Source organism: Herbiconiux flava, from assembly GCF_013409865.1.
GTDB classification, from domain to species: Bacteria; Actinomycetota; Actinomycetes; order Actinomycetales; family Microbacteriaceae; genus Herbiconiux; species Herbiconiux flava.
Window position 1 is genome coordinate 1,391,192 of sequence record NZ_JACCBM010000001.1, and the last position, 22,900, is coordinate 1,414,091.

A 22,900-nucleotide genomic window follows, 5' to 3' on the forward strand; every position below is an offset into this window, starting at 1 on the left:
GTGCGGCCGGTGAACATCCGTGCGGCCGGTGACATCCGTGCTGCGGGAACCTCAGAGCAGCGCCGTGAGCGCCGCCACCCCGAACAGCGCAGCCGCCAGCGCCCCGCCCACGGCGCGCACGTGGTTGCCCCGCGTCCACTCGGTGGCGTAGCGCGACCAGATGGCCACCGCATCCGGATCGTCGACCCCGACCCGGGCGAGCGCCTCGTTGCGCGGCACGTGGAACCCGATCGTCACCCCGACCACCGCCCCGAGGTACACGACCGCGCCGCCGACCGCCCACCACACTGCGTGACCGGCGCCCTCGACGGCCAGCAGCACGGCCGCGGCCGCCCCCACGAGGAGCGTGCCGAACAGCGCGACCATCAGCGGAGGCCGAACGGCCGCCCGGTTGACGCCCTGCATGGCGGCCAGGCCGGCCTTCGGCGGCGCATCCGCGAGACCGGGCATCACGAATGCCGAGAAGGCGAAGAACACTCCGCCGACCAGCCCGGCGCCGAGCGCGCTCACGGCGGTCAGCCCGATGGCGACGGGAGTCAGCGCGTCCATGCGCCCATTCTCGCGCTCCCCGGCCGCCCCGTCACCAGCGCAGCTGCTCGGCGGCGGTCAGCTCGATCCACAGCTCGCGATGGACGGCGGCCGTCGGCACCGTGCTCGCGAGCACGTCGGCGGCCACGAGCGCCCCGAAGTCGAGCCCGGTCAGCACGTCGAGGTCGGCGACCGGGACCTGGAAGGTGCGGAAGGGCCCGAGGGGCGGCGGAGCATCCGTCGCCGTCTGCTCGTTCAGATCGATGCCGCCCAGTTGCGGCGACTGGTCGAGCAGGTACCCGCTCGCCCGCAGCCCGCCCTCGCTCGCCCAGGCGGCGACCTTCCAGAACTGCTTCGGGATGCGAACCCCGCGATACGACTCGTCGTCGTCGGCGAACACCGGCCCGGTGAACACGCTCAGCCGCAGCCCGTTCGCGCTGGCGTACTCGAGCACGAGATCCTCGAGCCCGTTCCAGAGCTCGAGCGACTGATTGAACTCGGCCGCCTGGGGGGCGGCGTTCGTGTAGCAGAAGCTGTCGAAGTTGGCCTCGGAGGCGATCTCGACGTCGCCCCACACCGGATCCCGCCGCCGCACCAGGTGCCCGCGGTCGAGGTCGTTCCGCGCATACAGCTCGGGCCCGGCCTGCTCGTCGGCACCCACCCGCTCGTCGAGGTGCCAGTCGTCGCCCCGCCCCAGATCGAGCAGCGCGCTCCCGTCGATGTTCACCGCGGTCGCCGCCGCCAGCCGCCGCGCCGTGTCGAGCGCCACCGTGAAGTGCGTGTACTCCAGCCGCCGGATGCGCGCCCCCGCCGCCTCCCCGCGCGCCGCCGGCATCGGCACCGCGCGATCGTCGTCGAGGCCGAGGAACTGCGGGTCGTATCCGGTCATCTTCCGAGTCGACCACGACAGCGTCGGCGCGCAAGCCGCCTTCAGCCGATGTTCACCCGAGCGGGCGGAACCGGGCCGGAACGTGAGAAACCCCCGCCATGTAGAAGCTAGGCGAGGGTTTCAGTGGCTCCGACGGGCGTCGATCCCGTGACCTCACGATTTTCAGTCGTGCAGATGCCCGCGCCCCACATCTGCCGGAGAAGACGGAAATGCCCCCGCGCCCTAGTAGCTCTCGGAGTTCGTGCGTTCATCCGATAGATATCTCAGACGGGCGAACGGTGCGGTGTGGTTCACGGCTGAAGCATCGATGCTCCCCATGTGCAGAGCTGTACAGGGGAGATTGGGCAGCAATTGCCCGGTCGGGCGTGTTTGAGGACCCTGCTGCTCACTACAAATTCTTCCTGTTGACGCTAACGGCGCCGTCTTTCGGCCCCGTGCATCGGGTGTCCTCAGCCGGACGCCCTTGTCCATGCGGATCGCGACACGACGGTAACGACTCCGACTTGCTAGGCACTCCTCTAGACGTTCAAACCTATGACTATCTCGGGCAGGTCTCTTGGAACAGAGATTCGGGGCTCTTGTGGGACCGGACGCGCCGCCGCCTTCGGGACAGGTGGGATTCGCTCGAGTACTTCGTTGTACGGGAGTGGCAAGCTCGCGGCGTACTTCACGTCCACGCGCTTGTGCGGATTGCGCGGAGCGAGTGTCCATCTGAGGCCGAACTACTTACATCGGCACGAAGCGCGACCGCGACGTCCGCGGTCGACGGAGTGATTGTGCAATGGGGAGCGCAGGCAGCCTGCGACACGTTCCGGGTAGGCGCGGCCGGTGCGAAAGCGATCTGGTACATGGCCAAAGCGCTGAACTACGTACTAAAGGATTTAGCTCGAGCTGGCCTGAGTGACCGAGGGCGGTCATGGGTTCACATTGCTCGGCTCAATGCGGCGGCGCGCGCTATGAGATGCGAGTCGTCGTGCTATCCGCCAGATTGTATGAGCCGAGTGCATCAGAGGTTTGGGTCTCGGTCTCACGTGGCGTCTGCCTCTCGTGCGACGGCCAGACGGACCGGTTGGTCGTTCACCGCCTTGACGAGAAGTAGGCAGCGTACTCTGCGGTCGGAATGGGCGCAGAAGATGGCCTGCGTAGCTGACGAAAGACGTGCTGGGGAGAGTCGTCCAGCTGACGAGTCGGCTGCCCCAACCCTGTCAGACACGGGTTGATTAAGTTGTCGAACGTTTGAGCGCTAGCCCCTAGGGTCGAGGTGATGGGGGTCTGATGATGGGCTCGGCGAAAAGGGGATTCAATGGTTGCTGTCAACACCGAGAGAGTAGCTTTTGCGCTCAGCAAAGTAGAGGGATTTCCTTTCGAGCGCTTCGTTAACGACTTCTGGTCGGGGTTGAATGGCGCTGCATTTGTACCAATGGGCGGTGTGAAAGATGGTGGCGCCGACGGATTCGAAACGGTCCCTCTGCAGGACTCAGCCGGGCGTGTATTTGTGCAAACTAGCGTGCGGATCGACGCGGAAGACAAAATCAAGGCCACGGTGGCCCGACTCAGGGCCGTGGGCCGAAATCCCGTTTCATTGACCTACATCTGTGCGCGTCCAATCAAGCTCTCTGACCAGCTCGAAGACGAGCTAATGAAGGAGCTGGACATCACCGTCCGCATTCGCGACTCCGCCTATATTGCCGCGCATATCAATGACAACGCCGCCACTCAGGCAGCCTACTTTCAGCACTTGTATTACCTGACGGAATCTCTCGACCGGTTGGGTAGCAGCAAGGTTGTCGCCCCATCTGCTCACGTCAAAGATCCTTCAGTGTTCGTGTTTCTCACCAACGAGGTTGAGCATCGTAAGGGCGACCAGAGTCTGGTTTCAGCCGTTATCGACAGCCTTGTCCTTTGGGCGCTCGAAGGTACAGATCCTGACAAACAGATTTTGATGTCGATGGAGGACATTCTCCAAAAAATTACTGAAGTGTTGCCTTCGGTGGACGGGCTGGTACGTCCGAGGTTGAAGAAGCGACTTGACGCTCTAAGTGCTCGCGGTGGCGCGACAGGTCGATCAATTCGTACCTATAAGGGACGGAAGATGTTCTGTCTGCCGTTTGAGACGCGACGCCAGCTGACCGCCGAAAATGGCCAAGACGAAGCGCTTCGCTCTGCAGTCGAATCCAGTGTTGAGGAGCGGATATCCGCACAAGACCGGCCGCATTTTGGGCCGGCGACCGTTAAGAAGGCGGTCGATACAGTCATGCGTTCTTTGCAGCGCACCTTTGAGAAGCAGGGAATTGCCTTCATCTCTTCACTCCACTCGACCGATAAGACAGAAATTGTTGTCGTTAGCGAATCGGTGGGAATTGCCCTCGACGAGTTAGAGATCAATGGCGCGATTCGAGTTCAGATCGGAGACAGCGCTCTTGAATGCCTTCGCGGGGTTCTATACGAATCGACCGAAGAAGAGCGTGAGTACCTGCATAAGCTTTCGCGCACATACGCCTTGTTGTTCACACTAAATGTTGAGCCGAAACTTGTGGATTACTTCCAGAGGATGGCTGGCGATTTTTACCTATACGTAGGGGCTGATCAACTCGTGCGTGCTCTTTCTGAGCGGTACCTCGAGCCCGCGGATCAAGTCGTTGGGAACACTCTAAAGATGGCTGCGCAGGCGGGCGCTCGCCTAATTTTGACGAGTCCCGCGTTGAACGAAGTTGTGAGCAACCTCCGCGCTACGGATTTTGAATTCAAGAGCACATTTCTCGAGATCGAGAACTTCGTGACTTATGACATGGCCAGGAACTCACCGAAGATCCTCCTCCGGGCGTATCTATATGCCCGTCTGGGGATTAGTGCGCAGAAACCCAGCAGCTGGCAAAGTTTCGTAAATCAGTTCTGTGGTTATGAGGAACTACATCAGCCCTCGGCCTACGACTCGGTGCGGAGGTACTTGCTGGCGGAGTACTCCATGGAGTACCGGGATGCTGAGGACCTCAGCTCACTGGTCAAGGAGGCCGAACATGCTGAGCTGAAGGCTAGGCTTCAGCAAGATAAGAAGCTCGAAATTCTGGCTGACAACGATGCGCTGCTGGTTCTCGCCGTCTATGGGCATAGAAGGCGTAGTCGAGAGACATCGAACATTTCAGAGTTCGGCTATCAGACCTGGTGGCTGACAAGTGAGACGAAGGTCTTGGAGCACACCGAGGACCTAGTTCAATCCCATGGCGGGACGAGGTACATCATGCGTCCCGAGTTTCTGTTGAACTTTCTCACCTTGGCGCCAGCCGCTGCTGCAGCCAGGTCCTCCTTCGCGTCAATCTTCCCCAGCCTGCTTGGCGTGACCCTCTCTCGCCGGATGGCCGAGGAGCCGTTCAAACGGATCTTGAAAAAGGTCGATGCCGCAATCGAGCTGACGGATTCGCGACGTAACGCCGCGATTGCGCGGCTCTCTGACCAGCTGAAGGGCGATCTGCAGAAGCAGTACCTCTCAACCGACTCCGAGACTGGAACAGAGCTGGTCGGCCTTGATGCAGTAGCTGAACGCGCCCAAAGCGAATAGCTGATGCAGCGCGTCGACCGCTGGTTCTTCACGGGCTAAGCCTGTATCAGCGAGGTCCGCTCGTTCAGGAATCCAATGAAACGTTGCACGACCTGAGCGGCGTTGGCAGGAACGTAAAGTTCCCGGATTGCTCGATGAGGATGGTCGCTTGCGGCGGACGAGAGAGCCGCTGCAGAGTACGTATTCAAAGCGCCTGTTCCTTCAGCGCTCAGCGTATGAACTTCGAAGTCGACTCGCGGGGCTCCCAGGTGGCCCTCAAGGAGGAACTCCATCACGTTTGCCTCGTAGAGAGGTTGGTAAAGGCGGTCAGATCGAAGGCTCGTCTTTAGTGCTATCGCAAGCACGATCTCGCCTGGCTCTATTTTTCCTTCGAGTACTCGATGAGCTCCTTCGAGAGTGCGCTGACTCGCGAGGCTCATATTTCCAAGGCTCTGAGCCCAGACGGGCGCCTGTCGTTCGGTTTCCGGAAGCACAACGACCGCTACGTCCGGAGTGGACGTAGGCATTCCTAAGCCATGCGTCCCGAGACGCGCGCGTAAATTTGTGATCTCTTGCTGTGCACTTGGCACCAGCAGCTTGACCCAGTCGTACCTTCGAGGCAGGTTGAGAACAGCAATCTGCCGACCATCTGAGGCTCGGACCTGCGGACGCGCATACCGTGGGCTGGTCGGCCACGCTTGACCGCGCATCACGCGATTCCACGCCGCCGCAGTTTCCCAAAGGACAGCCGACGTGATCAACTCGTAGATGTCTCCGGCGACCTTCGACGCGGCGTTTGGCGCGAAGACATAGTCGCTGCCATATAGAAGTTGCCCTTCTGCGTGCGCGTTCTCGACAGGCTGTTGCACGACTTCGCGAAAGGGCATCGAATTGATTCCAGGCCCAGCCCAGCCTGGAATTATCGAGTCGAAGGTGTAGGCGAGCATATTCTGCTGAGCGAGGCGGAATTGAGTGGATCTTCCCCGAACTGGAGCGTTCCTTAAGTCAACGATTGATCGCTCCGCGTTCGTCAGGGCTTGAGAAGCAGTGCCGCTGAACCGAAATGGCATTATTCGATATCCTCCGCGTGCCTAATGATCTCGCTGAGGGGCATGTTGAATGCCGCTGCCACGCGATCTTGCGTGTCTAGAGTTGGGTTTCTCTTGCCGGTCTCTAGAGCGCTCACATAAGTGCGCGAGAGTGAGCTGGCCGCCGCCAATTCGTCTTGGGTTAGGCCTCGAGCCATGCGAGCCTGTCGAACCGCGAGCCCAAAGGAATGTGGGCTTACGCGATGCGTCATGTGTGCATGCTAGGTACGGCACAGCCGTAGAAGATCAGGCCTCTCCGTGTGTATCAGATGAAAGACATACGCCGGTCTAACCGTTCAATGTCGGTGATGGAAGTTAGGGTCGTGTTATGACTCTGAACCTGGCCTCGGACTTCGCACACAAACCAACTGCCGTGTCTCTCTTCTCGGGCTGTGGGGGATTCTGCGAGGGTATCCGAGCTGCTGGGTTTGACGTGAAGGCTGCCGTAGAGATAGATCGATTTGCGGCTCAGACGTACAGGGCCAACTTCCCGGAGACGCCATTGTTCGAGGGGGATGTTACCGATTTTCTCCGTGACGAGTCGCCGGCGTGGAAGCTCGACGCCGGACGCTTCCCCGATGTGACTCGCGGAGGTATCGATCTAGTCTTCGGTGGGCCGCCTTGCCAGGGCTTCAGCCAGATTGGGCCTCGCATCTTGGACGACCCTCGAAACAAGTTGTACATGGAGTTCATCCGTGTTCTTGAAGAGCTGCAACCCAAGGTCTTCCTGATTGAGAACGTACCGAACATGCTTCTACTGGCCAAGGGGAAGTTCAAACGAGAAGTCTTGGAGGCGCTCGCTGCAGCTGGTTATAGCGCCAGCACAGTGCGCGTAGTTGTGGCATCCGAATACGGCGTCCCGCAAGTGCGTCGGAGAGCGATCTTTTTCGGAGTTCGAGATGACCTAGATCTGGACGAGGCGGTCGATCAGTTCTTCGGCGACGCACTCGAAGAACAGAAGTTACCTGCACCGTCCGTTTGGGACGCGATTCGGGATCTGCCGGAGACTACTGCGATCCACTACGAGCCGGTTCAATACCCCAGATCTACAGCTGCCTCCCCTTTGCTTGACGAGCTGCGACTTGACCGCTCCGGGAATGTCTACGACAGGGTCCGAAAGGTGGCGCAGACGGGTGGAAAACGCGCGTTGCTGCACAACCACCACACCAAGGAAATTCAGGATCGTCGCAAGGCTTTGATTGCGCTCTTGAAGCCGGGCGCAAAGGGAGACAGCCTTCCTCGCGAGGTTTGGAACGGACTGCGTCCGGAAAAATGGCGTCGCTTGCCATTCGACCGTCCCGCCTACACAATTCTGGCTCAGATGCATCGAGATCTATCCGAGTGGGTGCATCCCAAGTACGAGCGTTGGATCACGGTGCGAGAGGCTGCGCGTCTGCAGTCGTTTCATGACGGATTCGTGTTCCACTCGAGTGAGTGGCAGATGCTCAAGCAGATCGGCAACGCGGTTCCGCCGCTGATGGGTCGCGCGCTCGGAGTGGTTGCCGCTAAAGCGATTGCATCGGTTCAATCACGAACCGTTGCACCTGTTGCAGAGATCGACAGTTACCGAGCCACCTCGGAGGTGGCAGCGCTGGGCTAGGGCGCAGCCCTCTTGATCTTGTATGGGAAATTTCGGGAGCAGGGGGCAGAGCGCTCATCCAAGGACAGCACGGAGCCGCTCGACTGCTTGTTCGGGAGAATCGAATAGCCCAAGTTCAGCCACGAGCTGGGATACGTCGTTGCTATCCGCATGACTAAGCCGGTAGCCGTTGCGCTCCCACTCGATCCTCCATGGTGTCTCGACAAGGGTCCCGTCAAATTCCTGCACGACCCAAAACGATCGGTCCTCGATGCCGCGGGCGAGATAGAGCACGGGTTGATCATATGTAGGCGCCTCGCGCTTGGGCCGGAGTAGCGGCTGTTTACTGACTCTCGGGGCCGATCGGTAACGAGACGGGGCCGCTGGTCAACTTCAATCGACGGCCCGAGAAAGCTTCGACTTGTTCGCTCGTCGGGGGTCGCACGCCGAACCGAACACGCCCATTGCGCTGATCGCTAGCGTCCCGAATGTCATACACCTCAACTACGAATCCGCCGAGCGTCGCGACTAGCGGCCGTCCGACTTGATCGAGAGGGTTCTTGCATGGCCACCAACCCCGCAATGCGTCCGCGCGCACAGTGGCATTCTGGGCAGCGCTCAGATCGGGATCGTAGGGCCCGCGTGAGTATCCCGTGAACATCCGGTCAGGCTCGAGCGTCGCCGCCTTAGAGAGTACGCGAACGACGTATGCGGGCGGGTATGGCTTGGGCACGAAAGGTAGTGCTGCGAGAAGCTCTACGGAATTTGCATCGTAGAGCTTCTGGCGACCAACTTGCTGGGGTGGGGGGAGTAGACCGGCTTTGCCAAGGTGATCTAACGCTCTTAGAGACACATTGAGGAGTGAGGCGGCAGCTCCTGCGGTCATCAACTCCACCTTGAGAGTCTATCGACGGTTGCTCCGGTTTTGACATTCATACATGTTGTGATCAAAACAAGTGTGATACGTTCTGACGTGAGCACGAGTCCCGTGTATGTATCCCTTGAAACAAGTGCACAAGATTGGAGTCCAATGGCCATCCTGAAATTGGAATCGAGGTGGGCAAGCGAGAACCTCCGAGCGCTCAGTCTGGGTGGAGAAGTCCGCCCTCGGTTGAACGATTCGGGCGTCCCGAAGCTCGCGCCGAACGGAAAGCCGACATTCTCGACTGGTGTTGTCGTGGCGCGCGCTGACGGCGGTCAGGATCGCGGAGTCACGATTTCGGTCACTGAGCCCGTGGTCCTCCAGCTGGGCGCGGCTCTTAGGCCGGATGGTGATGTCTGGGTGACGCCCTATGAGACAAACGGACGTGTGGGTCTGTCGATCATCTGTGAGCGCTTGGTGCCAGTCGGACCGGTCGCAGCCGCCAAGCGTCCTGAGTAGGCGTGATGCGGTATCTCATAATGGTCAGCTTGCTCATCCTGCGTTTCGCCCCTCCGCTGAGGAGTCGGCGCCATGAGGTAGATGCCGTGCGAACTGCCGTGTGGCGCTGGGAGTCGATGTTTCGTGGCTTCGAGGTTCCGTCGATTGTCGGTTTCGCTTTGGACTCCAACTGGATTCGCCTGGTGGTGGAGCCGCAGTGTGATTTTGGGCAGGGCGCTGTTGACGTCGCGCAAGTATGCGACGAAATCGGCCGACGGCTCGAAATGGTGCTATCCGTCGGTGAACATGGCGGCCTAGTGCACATCACATTTGTCGATCCGGAGCGCGATTCGCCGCTCCCGTCAGAGCGCTGACGTCCGTGATGGGCGAGCTGAGTTCGGCTGGTAGTACGCGCCCTGTCGCGGACTACCAGCCGAGCGAAGTCGGGCAACACGGACGTCAATTGGCCTGGAGTGTTCTGGAGGTGGTCCATGCCGACGGTCAGTGATGTCTTCGAGCAATACCGTCCTCTTATCCTTGGGCGTATCAGCGCGGGAACTGCCAGGGCTTACATGGTCGCCTGGCGCCGACGAGTGCTTCCGTCGTTTGGCGACCGCGACGTTCAGCGAGTGACGACCCTCGATGTCGAGCTCGAATTTAGTTTGTGGACGGGGGCATTCTCGACTCGAGTAGATGCTCTTGCGATGCTTTCCGCAATATTTCGAGTTGCAGTCAAGGGCGGCCTCGTGAAGGCGAATCCGTGCATCGGTGTGGAGCGCCCGCGGATGCAGCACAATGATCCAACCTCCCGAGCGCTCAGCTTGGTTGAGATCGATCGCTTGTTCGCAGTGATTCCAGAAGAAGGTCCTTATCGACGGTTTATTGAGGCGATGTTGTACACGGGGTGTCGACTGGGGGAGATCGCTGGGCTCGTTTGCTCCGACATCGACCTCCAAGATCGCACAATACGTGTGAGCCGGACCGCCTCACCTGGGTTCAGTGGGGAACTGGTAGTGGGCCCGACCAAGGGGCGGCGCGTACGCACCGTGCCACTACCAGAACCGCTGATACCGTCCGTCGTTAGGGCAATGCGCGGTGGAGGGCCCCACGACATCCTGTTCCCTGGGCCACGAGGTGGAACCATCAATTCGAAGAACCTGTCGAGGGCGCTGAGGTGGTCACAGGTGCGTGAATCAGTAAAGACATTTCCGCCCGGTGAGCCGAAGTTGCACTGGCACGACCTTCGGCATACCGCTGCCACGATGATGTTTCGCGCTGGGCTCTCTGCGCCAGACGTGCAGGCCATCATGGGCCACAGCAATTTGACAGTGACGCAAATCTACGCCAGGGGAGGGGCGGACTCGGCACGGCGGGGAGCCGCTGCGCTTACCAACCTCTACGAGAATCGAATGGGTCAACCTGGCCCAGATATTCGGCGACCAGATTCCGCGAGTTCTGAATGAACTTTCCGGGCAAAATAAAGGCCCTTCCCCATGTAGAAGCTAGGGGAAGGGCCAGTGGCTCCGACGGGCGTCGATCCCGTGACCTCACGATTTTCAGTCGTGCGCTCTACCAACTGAGCTACAGAGCCGAAACGGCGGATTGCGCCGCTTCTAGCGAAAAGCCCTTCCGACTGGAAGGGCTTTCACGCCATGGCGACCCTGACGGGACTTGAACCCGCGACCTCCGCCGTGACAGGGCGGCACGCTAACCAACTGCGCTACAGGGCCTTACTTGTGTTCCTATTGTATGTGTTCTCGCACTGGAGCTTGTGACCCCAACGGGATTCGAACCCGTGCTACCGCCGTGAAAGGGCGACGTCCTAGGCCGCTAAACGATGGGGCCGCGGCGCGACAACTCGTCGAGTATGCCACATCTCCGGCACAGTCGCCAATTCGGCCGAAGTTGTCACATGCGCTCGTATGTGCCGAGCTCGCGCGAACGGCCGAGCTAGATTCAATGGGATGACTTCTCGCCCTCTCCCTACAGGCGTCATACGAGCTCGAAGCGCTCTCGTGGCAGCTCTCTCCGCCGTCGCCGTCGCCGCCGCGGTGGTCTTCGGCGCGGGTGTCGCTCCGGCGTTCGCCGACGACTACCCCACGTGGGACGACGTGAAGAACGCCCAGGCCGATGCCGAGGCGAAAGACCAGGAGGTCACGCGCATCCAGGGCCTCATCTCCGAGATGAACGCCCAGGTCTCCGCGGCCCAGCAGCTCGCCACCCAGCGCGGCAGCGAGTACCAGAAGGCGCAGGAGGCCTTCGACACGGCGAACTTCGTGGCGGCCGAGCTCGAGCAGCAGGCGACGGATGCTCGGAGCACCGCCGAGGCCTCGAACCGTCAAGCCGGCCAGCTCGCCGCGCAACTGGCGCGAACCGGGGGCAACGACCTCAGCCTCAACCTGCTGGTCGGCGGCGAGCAGCTCTCGAACGACCTGCTCTACCAGCTCAGCGCCATGTCGAAGCTGGCCGAGAAGACCTCGCAGATCTACGCGAGAGCTCAGCAGGACACGAACACCGCCACGGCCCTCACCGCCCAGGCCGAGGTCGCCCGCGACGAGCTGAAGGGCCTCGCCGACGAGGCGCTGCGTCTGCGCGACGAGGCGGTCGCCGCCCAGCAGCAGGCCGAGGCCGCGCTGCAGGAGCAGGAGGATCACCAGGTCGAGCTCCAGGCCCAGCTGCAGGTGCTCCAAGAGAACCGCACCGCCACCGAGGCCGACTACCAGAAGGGCGTCGACGCCCGGGCCGAGGCCGCTCGGGCGGCGGCGGCGGCGGGGCTGTCGACCCTGCCGTACATCGCGGCCAGCGGGTGGGCCAGCCCGTTCCCGGGGGCCTTCTCCTCCGACGAGTACGGCATGCGGGTGAACCCGGTGTCGGGCGCGTACATCCTGCACTCGGGCATCGACCTCGTCTACAACGGCGGAACCTGCGGCGCCACCGTCTACGCCGCCGCCGAGGGCATCGTGAACTACGCCGGCTGGAACGGCGGCTACGGCAACTTCATCCAGATCGATCACGGCGGCGGCATCGCCACCGCCTACGGCCACAACACCACGCTGCTCGTCGGCAACGGCACCTACGTCTCGGTCGGCCAGCCGATCGCCTACGCCGGCACCACGGGCAACTCCACCGGCTGCCACGTGCACTTCGAGGTGCGCCAGAACGGCACCGCCATCAACCCCCGCCCCTTCATGGCGGCGCAGGGCATCGAGTTCGGCTAGGCCGATCATGACCTGCGCGCGCCTCCGAGCCCACCGACGATTGAGCGAGTCCCGACGATGAGCACCGCGAACCCCACCCCGCCCCCCGCCCTCGCTGCAGCCCGCCGGGAGCGCCCCCGGGCGAGGCGGCCCGTGCACACCTGGGTCGCGGCCGTGGTGCTCGCGCTCGCGATCATCTGCGTCGAGGTGCTGCGCGGCGTCGAGCCCGCCTCGGCGATCGACTACCCCTCGTGGGAGGACGTGCTGGCCGCCCGCGGCAGCGAGTCGGCGAAGCAGGCCGAGGTGGAGCGCATCCAGGGTCTCGTCGCGCAGCTGCAGACCGAGGTCGAGGCGGCCCAGGCCTTCGCTGCCCAGAAGGCGGACGAGTACACGGCCGCTCAAGACGCCTACGACACCGCCACCTTCCGGGCCGACGAGCTCGACCGCCAGGCCGCCGAGGCCACCGGCCGCGCCGAGCAGTCCAACGGGCAGGCCGGGCAGCTGATCAGCCAGCTCTCCCGGGCCGGTGGCACCGACCTGACGCTCAATCTGATCGTCAGCGGTGACGCGTCCGGCGATCTGCTCTACCGTCTCGGCGCAATGAGCCAGCTCTCGGAGCAGACCGTGCGGCTCTACGAGCAGGCAGCCCAAGACCGCAACACGGCCAAGTCGCTCACCGACCAGGCCGTCGTCGCCCGAACCGAGCTCGAGGGGCTGAAGAACGCCGCCGAGGCTGCGCTGGCCGAGGCCCAGGAGGCTCAGGCGCAGCTCGAGGGCGCCCTCGCCGAGCAGGAGGCCCAGAGCATCGTGCTCGACGAGCAGCTGAAGGCGCTGCAGGAGAGCACGGCGAAGACCGTCGCCGACTACGAGGCCGGCGTCGCCGAGCGCAAGCGCCTCGAGGAGGAGGCGCGGGAGCGGGCCCGCCAGGAGGCGATCCGCCGCGCGCAGGAGGCCGCGGAGGCCGGCGGCGGCGGGGGAGGCCCGATCGCGTCCGTCGACGGGTGGACGAGCCCGCTGGCGAGCTGGCGCGTGTCCGACGAGTGGGGCCAGCGGTTCCACCCGATCTTCCACGAGTGGCGGCTGCACGCCGGCATCGACCTGGTGGCGCCCGGCGGCACCTGCGGCGTCCCGGTGTACGCGGCGGCGACCGGCACGGTGAGCCAGGCCAGCTACAACGGCGGCCTCGGCAACTCGGTCACGATCAACCACGGCGGCGGCCTCACCACCGTCTACGGCCACAACAGCTCGCTCAATGTGGGCCGCGGCCAAGACGTCGGGGTAGGCGAGCTCATCGCCTGGGCCGGCACCACGGGCTCCTCGACGGGCTGCCACGTGCACTTCGAGACCCGCGTCGGCGGCGTCTCGCAGAACCCTCGCAACTTCGTCGGCTTCTGACCCCGGCCGCAGGCGCCACCCGCCGCACCCCGCCGCGCGACCACCCCGCAAAGCAGAACGCCCCGCCACCTCGAACCGAGGGGCGGGGCGTTCTGCGTCAGAACGACGGGAAGGTCAGTGACCCTCCTCCGCGAGCTTGGTGATACCGGCCTGCACGATGGCGTCGGCCTCGGCGGCGTCGCCCCAGCCCTCGATCTTGACCCACTTGTTGGGCTCGAGGTCCTTGTAGCGGGCGAAGAAGTGCTCGATCTCCTTGCGGGTCTGCTCCGGAACGTCGGTGATGTCCTGGATGTGCGCCCACCGCGGGTCCTTGTGGGGAACCACCACGACCTTGGCGTCCGAGCCCGCCTCGTCGCTCATGTTCAGCACGCCGACAGGGCGCACCTTGACGCCCACACCGGGGAACACGGGGTACTCGAGCAGCACCAGCGCGTCGACGGGGTCGCCGTCGAGGCCGAGGGTGTTCTCGAAGTAGCCGTAGTCGGTGGGGTACACGAAGCTCGTGAAGAGCACGCGGTCGAGGTACACGCGACCGGTCTCGTGGTCGACTTCGTACTTGTTGCGGCTCCCCTTGGGGATCTCGACGACGACGTCGTACTCGGCCATGATCTGCTGCTCCCTCGTTGTGGACGACGGCGCCGGATGCGCGCCGCGAAACTGCAATAACGTTACTGGATGCAGACCGACGGCCGCCGACCGCGCCTCACCCCGGCCATCGCCGACGTGCGCCGGGCCGTGCGTGAAGGTCTCGCCGAGATCGCCGGCCGAGGCAGCGCGAGCACCGGCAGAGCGGATGCCCGAGCCGACCTCCTCGTCGCCCTCAGCGGTGGCCCCGACTCCCTGGCCCTCGCGGCGGCCACCGCCTTCGAGGCCCCCCGGGCGGGCCTCCGCGCCGGCGCCGTGATCGTCGACCACGCGCTCCAGGAGGGCTCCGCCGACGTCGCCGCCCGAGCCGCCCGCCAGGCGGAGGAGCTGGGTCTGGATCCGGTGATCGTCACGCGGGTGGAGGTCGAGGCGACCGGTGGCCCCGAGGCGGCCGCCCGCGGCGCCCGCTACGCCGCCATCGACGAGGCGCTCGCCGCGACCGGTGCCGCCGCCGTCCTCCTCGGTCACACGCTCGACGACCAGGCCGAGACGGTGCTGCTCGGCCTCGGCCGCGGATCGGGAGCGGTCAGCCTCCGCGGCATGGCGGCGGTCGCCGAGCAGCCGGGCGGAACGCGCATCCGCCCCCTGCTGGGCATCAGACGTCAGCAGACCCACGACTTCTGCCGCGACGCCGGGCTCGAGCCGTGGCACGATCCGCACAACGACAGCGCGGCGTACACGCGGGTGCGCGTGCGTCACGAGGCGCTGCCCCTGCTCGAGCGCGAGCTCGGCCCGGGCGTCGCCGAGGCGCTCGCCCGCACCGCGGAGCAGCTGCGCGAGGACGACGACACCCTGCACGCCATGGCGATCGAGACCATCGAAGACCTCGTGGAGCACGCCGAGGCCGGCATCGCCATCTCGGCACCGGCGCTCGAGGCGAATCCGGCGGCGCTGCGCAACCGGATCATCCGCTACGTGGTCGACAGCGAGTTCGGGGTGTCGCTCTCACGTGCCCAGACCCTCGCGGTCGCGGCCCTGGTGACCGACTGGCACGGCCAGAAGGGCGTCGATCTGCCAGGGATTAGAGTGGTGCGGCGGGGCGCGCTGCTCGAGTTCGCCCGCGCCTAGCACTCGCCCGCCGGCGTCCGAATCGGCACCGCGAGACCCGCAACACGAGACCCGCAACACGAGACCCGAGAGGATCTGCATGGACATCGACGACGTCCGCGACGACATCACCGAGGTGCTGCTCACCGAGGAGCAGATCGCCGAGAAGATCGCCGAGCTCGCCCGGCGCATCGAGGCCGACTACGACGACGATGACGACGTGCTGCTCGTCGGCGTGCTCCGCGGCGCCGTGATGGTCATGGCCGACCTCGCGCGCGAGCTGCGCCTGCAGCTCAACATGGACTGGATGGCCGTCTCGTCCTACGGCTCGGGCACGCAGTCGAGCGGTGTGGTGCGCATCCTGAAAGACCTCGACACCGACATCACGGGTCGCAAGGTGCTGATCGTCGAGGACATCATCGACTCCGGGCTCACCCTCTCCTGGCTGCTCGCGAACCTCCGCAGCCGCGGTGCCGCCTCGGTCGAGATCTGCGCGCTGCTCCGCAAGCCCGAGGCCGTCAAGGTGGAGATCGACGTGCGCTACGTCGGCTACGACATCCCGAACGCCTTCGTCGTGGGCTACGGCCTCGACTACGCCGAGCGGTACCGCAACCTCAAGTCGATCGGTGTGCTGGCTCCGCACATCTATTCCTGAGCAACACTCGATTTAAGCAAGCGGATGCGCTAGCCTCCTCACGGGTGGGCCGACGAAAGGCCGTCCCATGCGCTCACTGCTCAGAACCTCCCTCGCAGCCGCTCTCGCGCTGACCTGCCTCAGTGCCCTCGTGGCGGCCTCACCGGCGGCGGCCGAGACCACGTTCGCCGACCCCCGCACTCCGCACTGCGAATCCCTCACCGGGGTGCGCCAGGTCGTCGTGGTCGGTGAGTTCACGCCGCTCCTCACGCGCTGCTCCAGCCCCACCGGAGCCCCACTCGCCGTCACCACGCTGGTCGGTGAGGTCGTGCCGGTCTTCGGCACCCTCTACTACCGGGCCGACGAGGTCGGGCCGGGCTACGACAAGCTCACGGTCCATCTGGCGGGCGATCCGACCGGGCCGTCGGCCGTCATCCTGGTGGGCCTGGTCGAGCGATGAGGGCTGCTCGGCCCGGGTGGCGGGTGCTCGCGGTGCCCGTCGCCGCACTTCTGCTGGTGGGGGTGGGCCTGGGCGCGGCGCCGGGTCGGGCATCCGCTCTTCTGCCGTGGCCGACGTGCGAGACGACGGCCGACCCGCCGCAGAAGGTGGTGTCGCTGCTCACCACGCGGCTCTCGACGTGGTGCACGTCGATGATCCCGCGGCCGCTGCTGATGGTCGCCGAGCACGGCGACGCGATCATCGACGACCATGGACGGGTGAGCTATCGCTCGAATCCCGAATTCCTCGGCGTCGACACCATCTGGGCGGTGGTGACGATCGGGGGCCGCCCGTCGATGTACCGCACAGGCTTCGAGGTGGAGGTCGTCGCGCCCGCGGTGGCACGGGCCGACGCCTACGCCGTGCCCGCGGGAGCCCGGTTCGAGTCGCCGGTGGGCCTGCTCGCGAACGACGAGGTGCCGACGGAGGGCTGGCTGATCCAGCAGGGGACCACCCCGCCGGCGCTCGGCACGATCGAGATCGACACGGTCACGGGATCGTTCGTCTACACCCCGAGACCCGGCGCGGCGGGAGTCGACACCATCCGCTACCGGCTCACCGGGCCCGACGACGGCGCCTATTCGAACGCGGTGACGGTCACGCTGGAGGTGGGCTGAGGGCGGGTCGGGAGGGCGTTCGGGCACCGTTACGCCCACGGGGAACATGGAGGCGGCGCCCAGTCCGCGACGGGTACCCTTGCAGCACGACATAGGCATCGTGCCGCCGCCACCGGCACACCGAGCGTAGAAGAGTCATGAACGCGAAACGCATCCTTCGATCTCCCATTCCCTACATCCTGCTCGGCGCGATCGCGCTCTGGATCGGGTTCAGCCTCATCACCGGCGGCGGCTACCAGCAGGTCACCACGCAGGAGGGGCTCGGGTTCCTCTCGAGCGGCAAGGTCTCCGAGGCGACCATCATCGACGGCGAGCAGCGCGTCGACATGACGCTCGCGAACGCCGACGACAAGTACGGCACGAAGGTGCAGTTCTACTACGTCGCCCCGCGCGGTGAAGAGGTCGTCAACGCGGTCACCACCGCCGAGCCCGCCGACGGCTTCAACGACGAGGTGCCCCAGCCGAACTGGCTGCTGTCGGCCCTCGGTCTGCTGCTGCCGATCCTCCTGATCGGAGCCTTCTTCTGGTTCATGCTCTCGGGCATGCAGGGCGGCGGCAACAAGGTCATGCAGTTCGGCAAGTCGAAGGCGAAGCTCGTCTCGAAGGAGTCGCCGAAGGTCACCTTCGCCGACGTCGCCGGTGCCGAGGAGGCGCTGGAGGAGCTCGAGGAGATCAAGGACTTCCTGAAGGAGCCGGCCAAGTTCCTCGCGGTCGGCGCCCGCATCCCCAAGGGCGTGCTGCTGTACGGCCCTCCCGGAACCGGCAAGACCCTGCTCGCCCGCGCCGTCGCGGGTGAGGCCGGCGTGCCGTTCTACTCGATCTCCGGTTCCGACTTCGTCGAGATGTTCGTCGGTGTCGGCGCGAGCCGCGTGCGCGACCTGTTCCAGCAGGCGAAGGAGAACTCGCCCGCCATCATCTTCATCGACGAGATCGACGCCGTCGGCCGCCACCGCGGCGCCGGCATGGGCGGCGGTCACGACGAGCGCGAGCAGACGCTCAACCAGCTGCTGGTCGAGATGGACGGCTTCGACGTCAAGACGAACGTCATCCTGATCGCGGCGACCAACCGCCCCGACATCCTCGACCCCGCGCTGCTGCGCCCGGGCCGCTTCGACCGCCAGATCGGCGTCGACGCCCCCGACCTCAACGGCCGCAAGAAGATCCTCGAGGTGCACGGCCGCGGCAAGCCGCTGGCCGCCGGCGTCGACCTCGAGGTCGTCGCCCGCAAGACGCCCGGCTTCACCGGCGCCGACCTGGCGAACGTGCTGAACGAGGCCGCGCTGCTCACCGCGCGCAGCAACGCGCAGCTGATCGACAACCGCGCCCTCGACGAGGCGATCGACCGCGTCATCGCCGGCCCGCAGCGCCGCACCCGCATCATGCGCGACCAGGAGAAGCTGGTCACGGCCTACCACGAGGGCGGGCACGCCCTGGTGGCGGCGGCGATGAACAACACCGACCCGGTCACGAAGGTCACCATCCTTCCCCGTGGCCGCGCCCTCGGTTACACGATGGTGCTGCCGCTCGAAGACCGCTACTCGGTCAGCCGCAACGAGCTGCTCGACCAGCTCGCCTACGCCATGGGCGGCCGCGTCGCGGAGGAGGTCGTGTTCCACGACCCGACCACGGGCGCCTCGAACGACATCGAGAAGGCCACCGGCACGGCCAAGAAGATGGTGACCGAGTACGGCATGACCGCCTCGCTCGGCGCCGTGAAGCTCGGCAGCGCCTCGGGTGAGATGTTCCTCGGCCGCAACATGGGCCACGAGCGCGACTACTCCGAGAACCTCGCCCAGCAGGTCGACGCCGAGGTGCGCAACCTCATCGAGGCGGCGCACGACGAGGCGTGGCAGGTGCTGAACGCCAACCGCGAGATCCTCGACCGCCTGGCGGCAGAGCTGCTCGAGAAGGAGACGCTCGACCACGACCAGCTGGCCGAGATCTTCACCGGTATCAAGAAGCTCCCGGCGCGCCCGCAGTGGCTGTCGAGCCAGAACCGTCCCGTGTCGACGCTGCCGCCGGTGGCCTTCCCCACCGCGAAGGCCCCCATCGACGGCGGCGCCGTCGACGGCGGTGTCGACTCCGAGCCGGAACCGGAGTCGAAGTCGAAGCGCAGTCCGCGCATCAACCCCCGGCCCGCCACCGCCTAGGCGTCACGTGACCGTCGACCGCGGCAGGATCGAGGCCGCCGTCAGCGAGATCCTCGCCGCCATCGGAGACGATCCGGGCCGCGAGGGTCTCGTCGACACGCCTCGCCGCGTCGGGGAGCTGCTCGCCGAGCTCTACGCGGGCACGGGTCTCGACCCGGCCGACGCGCTCGGCACCACGTTCACCGCCGGTGAGGCGGGTGCGCCGGGCGGAGCGGGTGCATCAGGTGCACCGTCCGGGCGAGCGGATGCTCAGCCGTCCGGTCCCGTGCTCATCCGCGACATCGCCTTCCGCTCGGTCTGCGAGCACCACCTGCTGCCGTTCGAGGGCGTCGCCCACGTGGCGTACCTGCCCGGCGAGCAGGTCGCCGGCCTCGGCGGGGTCGTGCGCGTGGTCGAGTCGGCCGCCTCCCGCCCCCAGCTGCAGGAGCGCCTCACCGACGACATCGCGGATGCGCTGCAGCGCGGTCTCGGAGCCCGCGGGGTGCTCGTGGTGCTCGACGCCCGCCACGGCTGCGTCACGGCGCGCGGCCCCCGCCAGACCGGCAGCACCACCCTCACCCTCGCAGCCCGCGGAGAGCTCGCCGATCCGGCCGCCCGCGCCGAACTCACCGCGCTCATCGCGGCCCCGCGGCGGCCCGTCGAGGGCGGTCTCGCCGCGACGCCCTCCGAGCCGACAGGCGCCGGGACGGGGGCCGGCGCGTGACCAGCATCCTGGGCATCCTGAACGTCACACCCGACTCGTTCAGCGACGGCGGGCTCTGGATCGACCGTGACGCCGCCGTGAAGCACGCCCTCGGGATGGTCGCGCGCGGTGCCGACATCATCGACGTGGGCGGCGAATCGACCCGGCCGGGGGCGCAGCGGGTCGCGATCTCGGAGGAGCGACGGCGCGTGCTGCCGGTCGTGCGCGACCTCGTCGCCCAGGGCGTCACCGTGAGCGTCGACACGATGAACGCGTCCACCGCGGCCGCCGCCATCGAGGCCGGCGCGACGATCATCAACGACGTCTCGGGCGGTCTCGCCGACCCCGAGATGGACGATCTGATCGTCGGCAGCGACGCGCGCTTCGTCGTGATGCACTGGCGCGGGCCGAGCGACGGCATGAACGAACTCGCCCGCTACCGCGACGTGGTGGCGGAGGTGGTGTCGGAGCTCGAGCTGCGCGCCGCCCAGTTGATCGTGAAGGGCGTCGACCCCGAGCGGCTCATCCTCGACCCGGGGCTCGGCTTCGCGAAGAACGCCGACCACAACTGGGCCGTGCTCGGGCGGCTCGACCGCCTCGTCGGCCTCGGGCTGCCGGTGCTGATCGGGGCGTCGCGCAAGCGGTTCCTCGGCGAGCTCGTGCCCGGCGGGGCCACCGCGGTCGAGCGGGATCTGGCATCCTCGACGGTGGCGGCGCTCGCGGTGAACGCCGGGGCGTGGGGGGTTCGGGTGCACGACGTGTCGCTCACGCGGGGTGCGGTCGACGTGGCCGAGGCGTGGATCCGCGGACGGGACGGCGGCGCCGCGGCGGCTGCGACGGGCAGCACGGCCGAGCGGCCGGGATCGGGGCGGCGACGATGACGGCGGGGGAGGGCATCCTGGTTCACATGACGACGGAGCGGGTCACGCAGCCGACGATCGACGAGCTCGACGTGCTCACGCTGACGGGGCTCGAGGTGTTCGCGCACCACGGCGTCTTCGACTTCGAGCGCGAGAACGGTCAGCTGTTCCTGCTCGACGTGCAGCTGTGGCTCGACACCGCGGGTGCGGCCGGCGGCGACGACCTCGCGCAGACGGTGCACTACGGCGAGCTCGCCGAGGAGATCGCGGCCGCGGTGGCGGGCGACCCCGTCGACCTGATCGAGACGCTGGCCGAGCGGGTGGCCGGCGTGGTGCTCGCGCATCCGCCGGTGCGGCAGACGCGCGTGGTCGTGCACAAGCCCGACGCGCCCATCACGGTGCCCTTCGCCGACGTCAGCGTCACGATCACCCGCCGCCGCGTGCCCGTGCCACCGCCCGTGCCCGTGCCGCCGCCCGCCGCGGATGCCCGGACCGCGCCCGTTCCCACCGCGACGCCGCCCGAGGCCGCCCCGGCCGCCCCCACGCCCGCTCCCAGCCCCACGAGAACGGCCCCCGCATGAACCCCCGTCCCATCGGCAGCGTCGAGCGCCGCATCATCCGGCTGCCGGCGGTGCTCGCCTTCGGCAGCAACCTCGGTGACCGCGAGGCCACGATCCTCGCCGCGGTCGACGACCTCCGCGCCACCCCCGGCATCGTGGTCGAGAAGGTCTCGCGGCTCTACGAGACCGTCGCCGTGAAGCCCCAGGGCATCGACGTGGACGCGCCGGGCTACCTCAACGCCGCCGCCACCATCCGCACGAGCCTGCACCCCGAGGAGCTCCTCGGCGAGGTCAACCGCATCGAGCACGAGCACGGCCGCGTGCGCACCGAACGCTGGGGCGACCGCACCCTCGACGTCGACATCGTCACCTTCGCCTCGATCGTGCGCGACACCCCGCGCCTCACCCTTCCGCACCCGCGCGCGGCCGAGCGCGACTTCGTACTGGTCCCGTGGCTCGAGATCGACCCGAACGCCACCCTGCCCGGCATCGGTCGAGCGGATGCTCTGCTCACCTCCATCCCCCAGAACACCCTGCGCCCCTACGTGGGGGAGTCGCGGTGAGGCACACCCGTCCGCTCACCCTGGTGGCCTTCGCGGCCGTCGGGCTCGCCCTCGGCTTCGTGCTGGAGGTGGCGCTCGCGTCGGCGGGGCAGCCGGTGCTGATCCCGCCGTACACGCTCACGGTCACTCTCGTGGCGGCGGCAGCGATCGTGGTGGTGCTGGCGATCCCGATCGCGCGGGCGCTGCGCGGGCGGTCGACCACGCGCATCAATCCGTTCCGCGCCATGCGCACCGTCGTCCTGGCCAAGGCGTCGAGCCTCGTCGGCAGCCTGATCGCAGGGCTCTCGGCGGGCATCGTGATCTTCCTCACGACCCGTCCGGTCATCGCCGACGTCGGCTCGATCTGGCCGGGCATCGCCGCGGCGGTCTCGGGGGTCGCCCTGCTGGTGGCCGGCCTCGTCGCCGAGCGCCTCTGCACCCTCCCGCCCGACGAGCCCGACGACCCGGCCGAGGCGGGTGCCGCATGAGCCGACTGACGGCGGGCGACCCCGTCCCGCCCGACCCGGCTGCCGCCCCCGACCCCGCCACTGCGCCTGACGCCACCGCGCCGAACCCCACCGCGCCGAACCCCGCCGCGCCCGACGCGGCGCACGCGGGGGCAGACGCGATCGGCGACGGCTGGCGCGGCGTCAGCCCGAAGTTCGTGGGCGTCGAGCTCGTGTCGAGCCTCGTCGGCGGGCTGGTGCTCTGCGCCGTCACCGTGCCGTTCATCCTGCTGCGCACCTGGTTCGGCTGGCCGGCGCTCGCGGTCGCCGTCGTGATCACGATCGTCACACTGGCCCTCGCCCCGCGCCGGGTGCGGGCGATCGGCTACCGGCTGCGCGCCGACGACCTGGTCTTCCGCCGCGGCATCATGTTCCACCGCGTCGTCTCGGTGCCCTACGGACGCATGCAACTCATCGACATCAACCGCGGCCCCGTCGCCCGGGCCCTCGGCCTCGCCGAGCTCAAGTTCGTCACGGCGGCCGCCGCGACGGGCGTGGCGATCCCCGGGCTCGTCGCCGCCGACGCCGACGCGCTGCGCGACCGCCTGGTCGAGCTCGCCGAGTCGCGACGCGTCGGCCTGTGAGGC

At 66.3% G+C, this 22,900-nt stretch carries 24 protein-coding genes and 3 tRNA genes; 18 read left to right on the top strand and 9 right to left on the bottom strand.

Annotation, left to right across the window (positions count from 1 at the left end):
- Window positions 1–51 precede the first annotated feature (51 nt).
- The gene (locus BJ984_RS06650; protein ID WP_179547358.1) at window positions 52–549 is read right to left on the bottom strand and encodes an anthrone oxygenase family protein; all 498 of its coding nucleotides are present in this window, start codon (window positions 547–549) and stop codon (window positions 52–54) included.
- 31 nt (window positions 550–580) lie between these two features.
- Window positions 581–1,417 carry a DNA/RNA non-specific endonuclease gene (locus BJ984_RS06655; protein ID WP_179547359.1) on the bottom strand — a complete coding sequence of 279 codons (837 nt, stop codon included), beginning with the start codon at window positions 1,415–1,417 and terminating at the stop codon, window positions 581–583.
- A 209-nt stretch (window positions 1,418–1,626) separates the two neighbouring features.
- On the opposite strand from BJ984_RS06655, the gene BJ984_RS19185 reads away from it, so the two are divergent.
- Entirely contained in the window at window positions 1,627–2,637 is a 1,011-nt protein-coding gene (locus tag BJ984_RS19185; protein ID WP_373877390.1) for a replication initiator, read from the top strand.
- 83 nt (window positions 2,638–2,720) lie between these two features.
- Window positions 2,721–4,973, top strand: coding sequence for a hypothetical protein (locus BJ984_RS06660; RefSeq protein ID WP_179547360.1), 2,253 nt, complete (start codon window positions 2,721–2,723; stop codon window positions 4,971–4,973).
- Between the two features lie 35 nt (window positions 4,974–5,008).
- Here the strand turns inward: BJ984_RS06660 and BJ984_RS06665 are convergent, their stop codons facing one another.
- Both BJ984_RS06665 and BJ984_RS19190 read right to left on the bottom strand, forming a co-directional pair.
- On the bottom strand, window positions 5,009–6,022 hold the full coding sequence (locus tag BJ984_RS06665) for a Cfr10I/Bse634I family restriction endonuclease (protein WP_309298937.1): 1,014 nt from the start codon (window positions 6,020–6,022) through the stop codon (window positions 5,009–5,011).
- Window positions 6,022–6,252, bottom strand: coding sequence for a helix-turn-helix transcriptional regulator (locus tag BJ984_RS19190; RefSeq protein WP_179547362.1), 231 nt, complete (start codon window positions 6,250–6,252; stop codon window positions 6,022–6,024). Before BJ984_RS19190 ends, BJ984_RS06665 begins: the two co-directional genes overlap by 1 nt.
- 116 nt (window positions 6,253–6,368) lie before the next feature.
- On the opposite strand from BJ984_RS19190, the gene BJ984_RS06675 reads away from it, so the two are divergent.
- On the top strand, window positions 6,369–7,640 hold the full coding sequence (locus tag BJ984_RS06675; RefSeq protein WP_218869993.1) for a DNA cytosine methyltransferase: 1,272 nt from the start codon (window positions 6,369–6,371) through the stop codon (window positions 7,638–7,640).
- 54 nt (window positions 7,641–7,694) lie between these two features.
- Here the strand turns inward: BJ984_RS06675 and BJ984_RS06680 are convergent, their stop codons facing one another.
- Window positions 7,695–7,913, bottom strand: a complete 219-nt coding sequence (locus BJ984_RS06680; protein ID WP_179547363.1) for a hypothetical protein — start codon at window positions 7,911–7,913, stop codon at window positions 7,695–7,697.
- Between the two features lie 1,116 nt (window positions 7,914–9,029).
- Here BJ984_RS06680 and BJ984_RS06685 point away from each other — a divergent pair.
- Both BJ984_RS06685 and BJ984_RS19195 read left to right on the top strand, forming a co-directional pair.
- A complete protein-coding gene (locus BJ984_RS06685; RefSeq protein WP_179547364.1) occupies window positions 9,030–9,353 on the top strand; it encodes a hypothetical protein in 324 nt (107 codons plus the stop codon).
- A 411-nt stretch (window positions 9,354–9,764) separates the two neighbouring features.
- Complete coding sequence (locus BJ984_RS19195; protein WP_373877411.1) at window positions 9,765–10,442, top strand: tyrosine-type recombinase/integrase; 678 nt, start codon at window positions 9,765–9,767, stop codon at window positions 10,440–10,442.
- 55 nt (window positions 10,443–10,497) lie between these two features.
- Here the strand turns inward: BJ984_RS19195 and BJ984_RS06695 are convergent.
- From BJ984_RS06695 to BJ984_RS06705, 3 genes are all read right to left on the bottom strand, one after another.
- Window positions 10,498–10,570, bottom strand: a tRNA-Phe gene (locus BJ984_RS06695).
- 62 nt (window positions 10,571–10,632) lie between these two features.
- Window positions 10,633–10,709 (bottom strand) — tRNA-Asp (locus tag BJ984_RS06700).
- Window positions 10,710–10,751: 42 nt separating this feature from the next.
- Window positions 10,752–10,824: transfer RNA gene (locus BJ984_RS06705), tRNA-Glu, on the bottom strand.
- 170 nt (window positions 10,825–10,994) lie between these two features.
- On the opposite strand from BJ984_RS06705, the gene BJ984_RS19050 reads away from it, so the two are divergent.
- Both BJ984_RS19050 and BJ984_RS06715 read left to right on the top strand, forming a co-directional pair.
- Window positions 10,995–12,197, top strand: a complete 1,203-nt coding sequence (locus tag BJ984_RS19050) for a M23 family metallopeptidase (protein WP_179547366.1) — start codon at window positions 10,995–10,997, stop codon at window positions 12,195–12,197.
- A gap of 57 nt (window positions 12,198–12,254) precedes the next feature.
- Window positions 12,255–13,571 carry a peptidoglycan DD-metalloendopeptidase family protein gene (locus BJ984_RS06715; protein ID WP_179547367.1) on the top strand — a complete coding sequence of 439 codons (1,317 nt, stop codon included), beginning with the start codon at window positions 12,255–12,257 and terminating at the stop codon, window positions 13,569–13,571.
- A 114-nt stretch (window positions 13,572–13,685) separates the two neighbouring features.
- Here BJ984_RS06715 and ppa read toward each other — a convergent pair whose 3' ends face one another.
- A complete protein-coding gene (gene ppa, locus BJ984_RS06720; RefSeq protein ID WP_173183245.1) occupies window positions 13,686–14,177 on the bottom strand; it encodes an inorganic diphosphatase in 492 nt (163 codons plus the stop codon).
- 69 nt (window positions 14,178–14,246) lie between these two features.
- Between ppa and tilS the strand changes: the two genes are divergently transcribed.
- From tilS to BJ984_RS06775, 11 genes are all read left to right on the top strand, one after another.
- Complete coding sequence (tilS, locus tag BJ984_RS06725) at window positions 14,247–15,284, top strand: tRNA lysidine(34) synthetase TilS (protein WP_179547368.1); 1,038 nt, start codon at window positions 14,247–14,249, stop codon at window positions 15,282–15,284.
- A 79-nt stretch (window positions 15,285–15,363) separates the two neighbouring features.
- Window positions 15,364–15,918: a hypoxanthine phosphoribosyltransferase gene (hpt, locus tag BJ984_RS06730; RefSeq protein WP_179547369.1), complete on the top strand. Its 555-nt coding sequence runs from the start codon at window positions 15,364–15,366 to the stop codon at window positions 15,916–15,918.
- 67 nt (window positions 15,919–15,985) lie between these two features.
- A complete protein-coding gene (locus tag BJ984_RS06735) occupies window positions 15,986–16,357 on the top strand; it encodes a hypothetical protein (RefSeq protein WP_179547370.1) in 372 nt (123 codons plus the stop codon).
- Window positions 16,354–17,013, top strand: a complete 660-nt coding sequence (locus BJ984_RS06740; protein ID WP_179547371.1) for an Ig-like domain-containing protein — start codon at window positions 16,354–16,356, stop codon at window positions 17,011–17,013. Before BJ984_RS06735 ends, BJ984_RS06740 begins: the two co-directional genes overlap by 4 nt.
- 137 nt (window positions 17,014–17,150) lie before the next feature.
- A complete protein-coding gene (gene ftsH, locus BJ984_RS06745) occupies window positions 17,151–19,163 on the top strand; it encodes an ATP-dependent zinc metalloprotease FtsH (RefSeq protein WP_179547372.1) in 2,013 nt (670 codons plus the stop codon).
- A gap of 7 nt (window positions 19,164–19,170) precedes the next feature.
- On the top strand, window positions 19,171–19,866 hold the full coding sequence (folE, locus tag BJ984_RS06750; protein WP_179547373.1) for a GTP cyclohydrolase I: 696 nt from the start codon (window positions 19,171–19,173) through the stop codon (window positions 19,864–19,866).
- Window positions 19,863–20,726, top strand: a complete 864-nt coding sequence (gene folP / locus BJ984_RS06755; RefSeq protein ID WP_179547374.1) for a dihydropteroate synthase — start codon at window positions 19,863–19,865, stop codon at window positions 20,724–20,726. Before folE ends, folP begins: the two co-directional genes overlap by 4 nt.
- Before the next feature lie 26 nt (window positions 20,727–20,752).
- Window positions 20,753–21,286 (top strand): dihydroneopterin aldolase, encoded by a 534-nt coding sequence (gene folB / locus BJ984_RS06760; protein ID WP_179547375.1) that lies wholly within the window; start codon window positions 20,753–20,755, stop codon window positions 21,284–21,286.
- Window positions 21,283–21,828, top strand: a complete 546-nt coding sequence (gene folK / locus BJ984_RS06765; protein WP_179547376.1) for a 2-amino-4-hydroxy-6-hydroxymethyldihydropteridine diphosphokinase — start codon at window positions 21,283–21,285, stop codon at window positions 21,826–21,828. Before folB ends, folK begins: the two co-directional genes overlap by 4 nt.
- On the top strand, window positions 21,825–22,295 hold the full coding sequence (locus BJ984_RS06770) for a DUF3180 domain-containing protein (protein ID WP_179547377.1): 471 nt from the start codon (window positions 21,825–21,827) through the stop codon (window positions 22,293–22,295). Before folK ends, BJ984_RS06770 begins: the two co-directional genes overlap by 4 nt.
- Entirely contained in the window at window positions 22,292–22,897 is a 606-nt protein-coding gene (locus tag BJ984_RS06775; RefSeq protein ID WP_179547378.1) for a PH domain-containing protein, read from the top strand. Before BJ984_RS06770 ends, BJ984_RS06775 begins: the two co-directional genes overlap by 4 nt.
- The last annotated feature ends 3 nt before the right edge of the window (window positions 22,898–22,900 follow it).

Bases quoted from the DNA above. Each gene is read 5' to 3' on its own strand.
- BJ984_RS06675 (WP_218869993.1), top strand. From the start codon at position 6,369: ATGACTCTGAACCTGGCCTCGGACTTCGCACACAAACCAACTGCCGTG.
- BJ984_RS19185 (WP_373877390.1), top strand. From the start codon at position 1,627: ATGCCCCCGCGCCCTAGTAGCTCTCGGAGTTCGTGCGTTCATCCGATA.
- BJ984_RS19190 (WP_179547362.1), bottom strand. From the start codon at position 6,252: ATGACGCATCGCGTAAGCCCACATTCCTTTGGGCTCGCGGTTCGACAG.
- folK (WP_179547376.1), top strand. From the start codon at position 21,283: ATGAACCCCCGTCCCATCGGCAGCGTCGAGCGCCGCATCATCCGGCTG.
- BJ984_RS06715 (WP_179547367.1), top strand. From the start codon at position 12,255: ATGAGCACCGCGAACCCCACCCCGCCCCCCGCCCTCGCTGCAGCCCGC.
- BJ984_RS19195 (WP_373877411.1), top strand. From the start codon at position 9,765: ATGCAGCACAATGATCCAACCTCCCGAGCGCTCAGCTTGGTTGAGATC.
- hpt (WP_179547369.1), top strand. From the start codon at position 15,364: ATGGACATCGACGACGTCCGCGACGACATCACCGAGGTGCTGCTCACC.
- BJ984_RS06665 (WP_309298937.1), bottom strand. From the start codon at position 6,022: ATGCCATTTCGGTTCAGCGGCACTGCTTCTCAAGCCCTGACGAACGCG.
- BJ984_RS06650 (WP_179547358.1), bottom strand. From the start codon at position 549: ATGGACGCGCTGACTCCCGTCGCCATCGGGCTGACCGCCGTGAGCGCG.
- BJ984_RS06655 (WP_179547359.1), bottom strand. From the start codon at position 1,417: ATGACCGGATACGACCCGCAGTTCCTCGGCCTCGACGACGATCGCGCG.
- BJ984_RS06740 (WP_179547371.1), top strand. From the start codon at position 16,354: ATGAGGGCTGCTCGGCCCGGGTGGCGGGTGCTCGCGGTGCCCGTCGCC.
- folB (WP_179547375.1), top strand. From the start codon at position 20,753: ATGACGACGGAGCGGGTCACGCAGCCGACGATCGACGAGCTCGACGTG.
- ftsH (WP_179547372.1), top strand. From the start codon at position 17,151: ATGAACGCGAAACGCATCCTTCGATCTCCCATTCCCTACATCCTGCTC.
- ppa (WP_173183245.1), bottom strand. From the start codon at position 14,177: ATGGCCGAGTACGACGTCGTCGTCGAGATCCCCAAGGGGAGCCGCAAC.
- BJ984_RS06660 (WP_179547360.1), top strand. From the start codon at position 2,721: ATGGTTGCTGTCAACACCGAGAGAGTAGCTTTTGCGCTCAGCAAAGTA.
- BJ984_RS06735 (WP_179547370.1), top strand. From the start codon at position 15,986: ATGCGCTCACTGCTCAGAACCTCCCTCGCAGCCGCTCTCGCGCTGACC.
- BJ984_RS06775 (WP_179547378.1), top strand. From the start codon at position 22,292: ATGAGCCGACTGACGGCGGGCGACCCCGTCCCGCCCGACCCGGCTGCC.
- tilS (WP_179547368.1), top strand. From the start codon at position 14,247: ATGCAGACCGACGGCCGCCGACCGCGCCTCACCCCGGCCATCGCCGAC.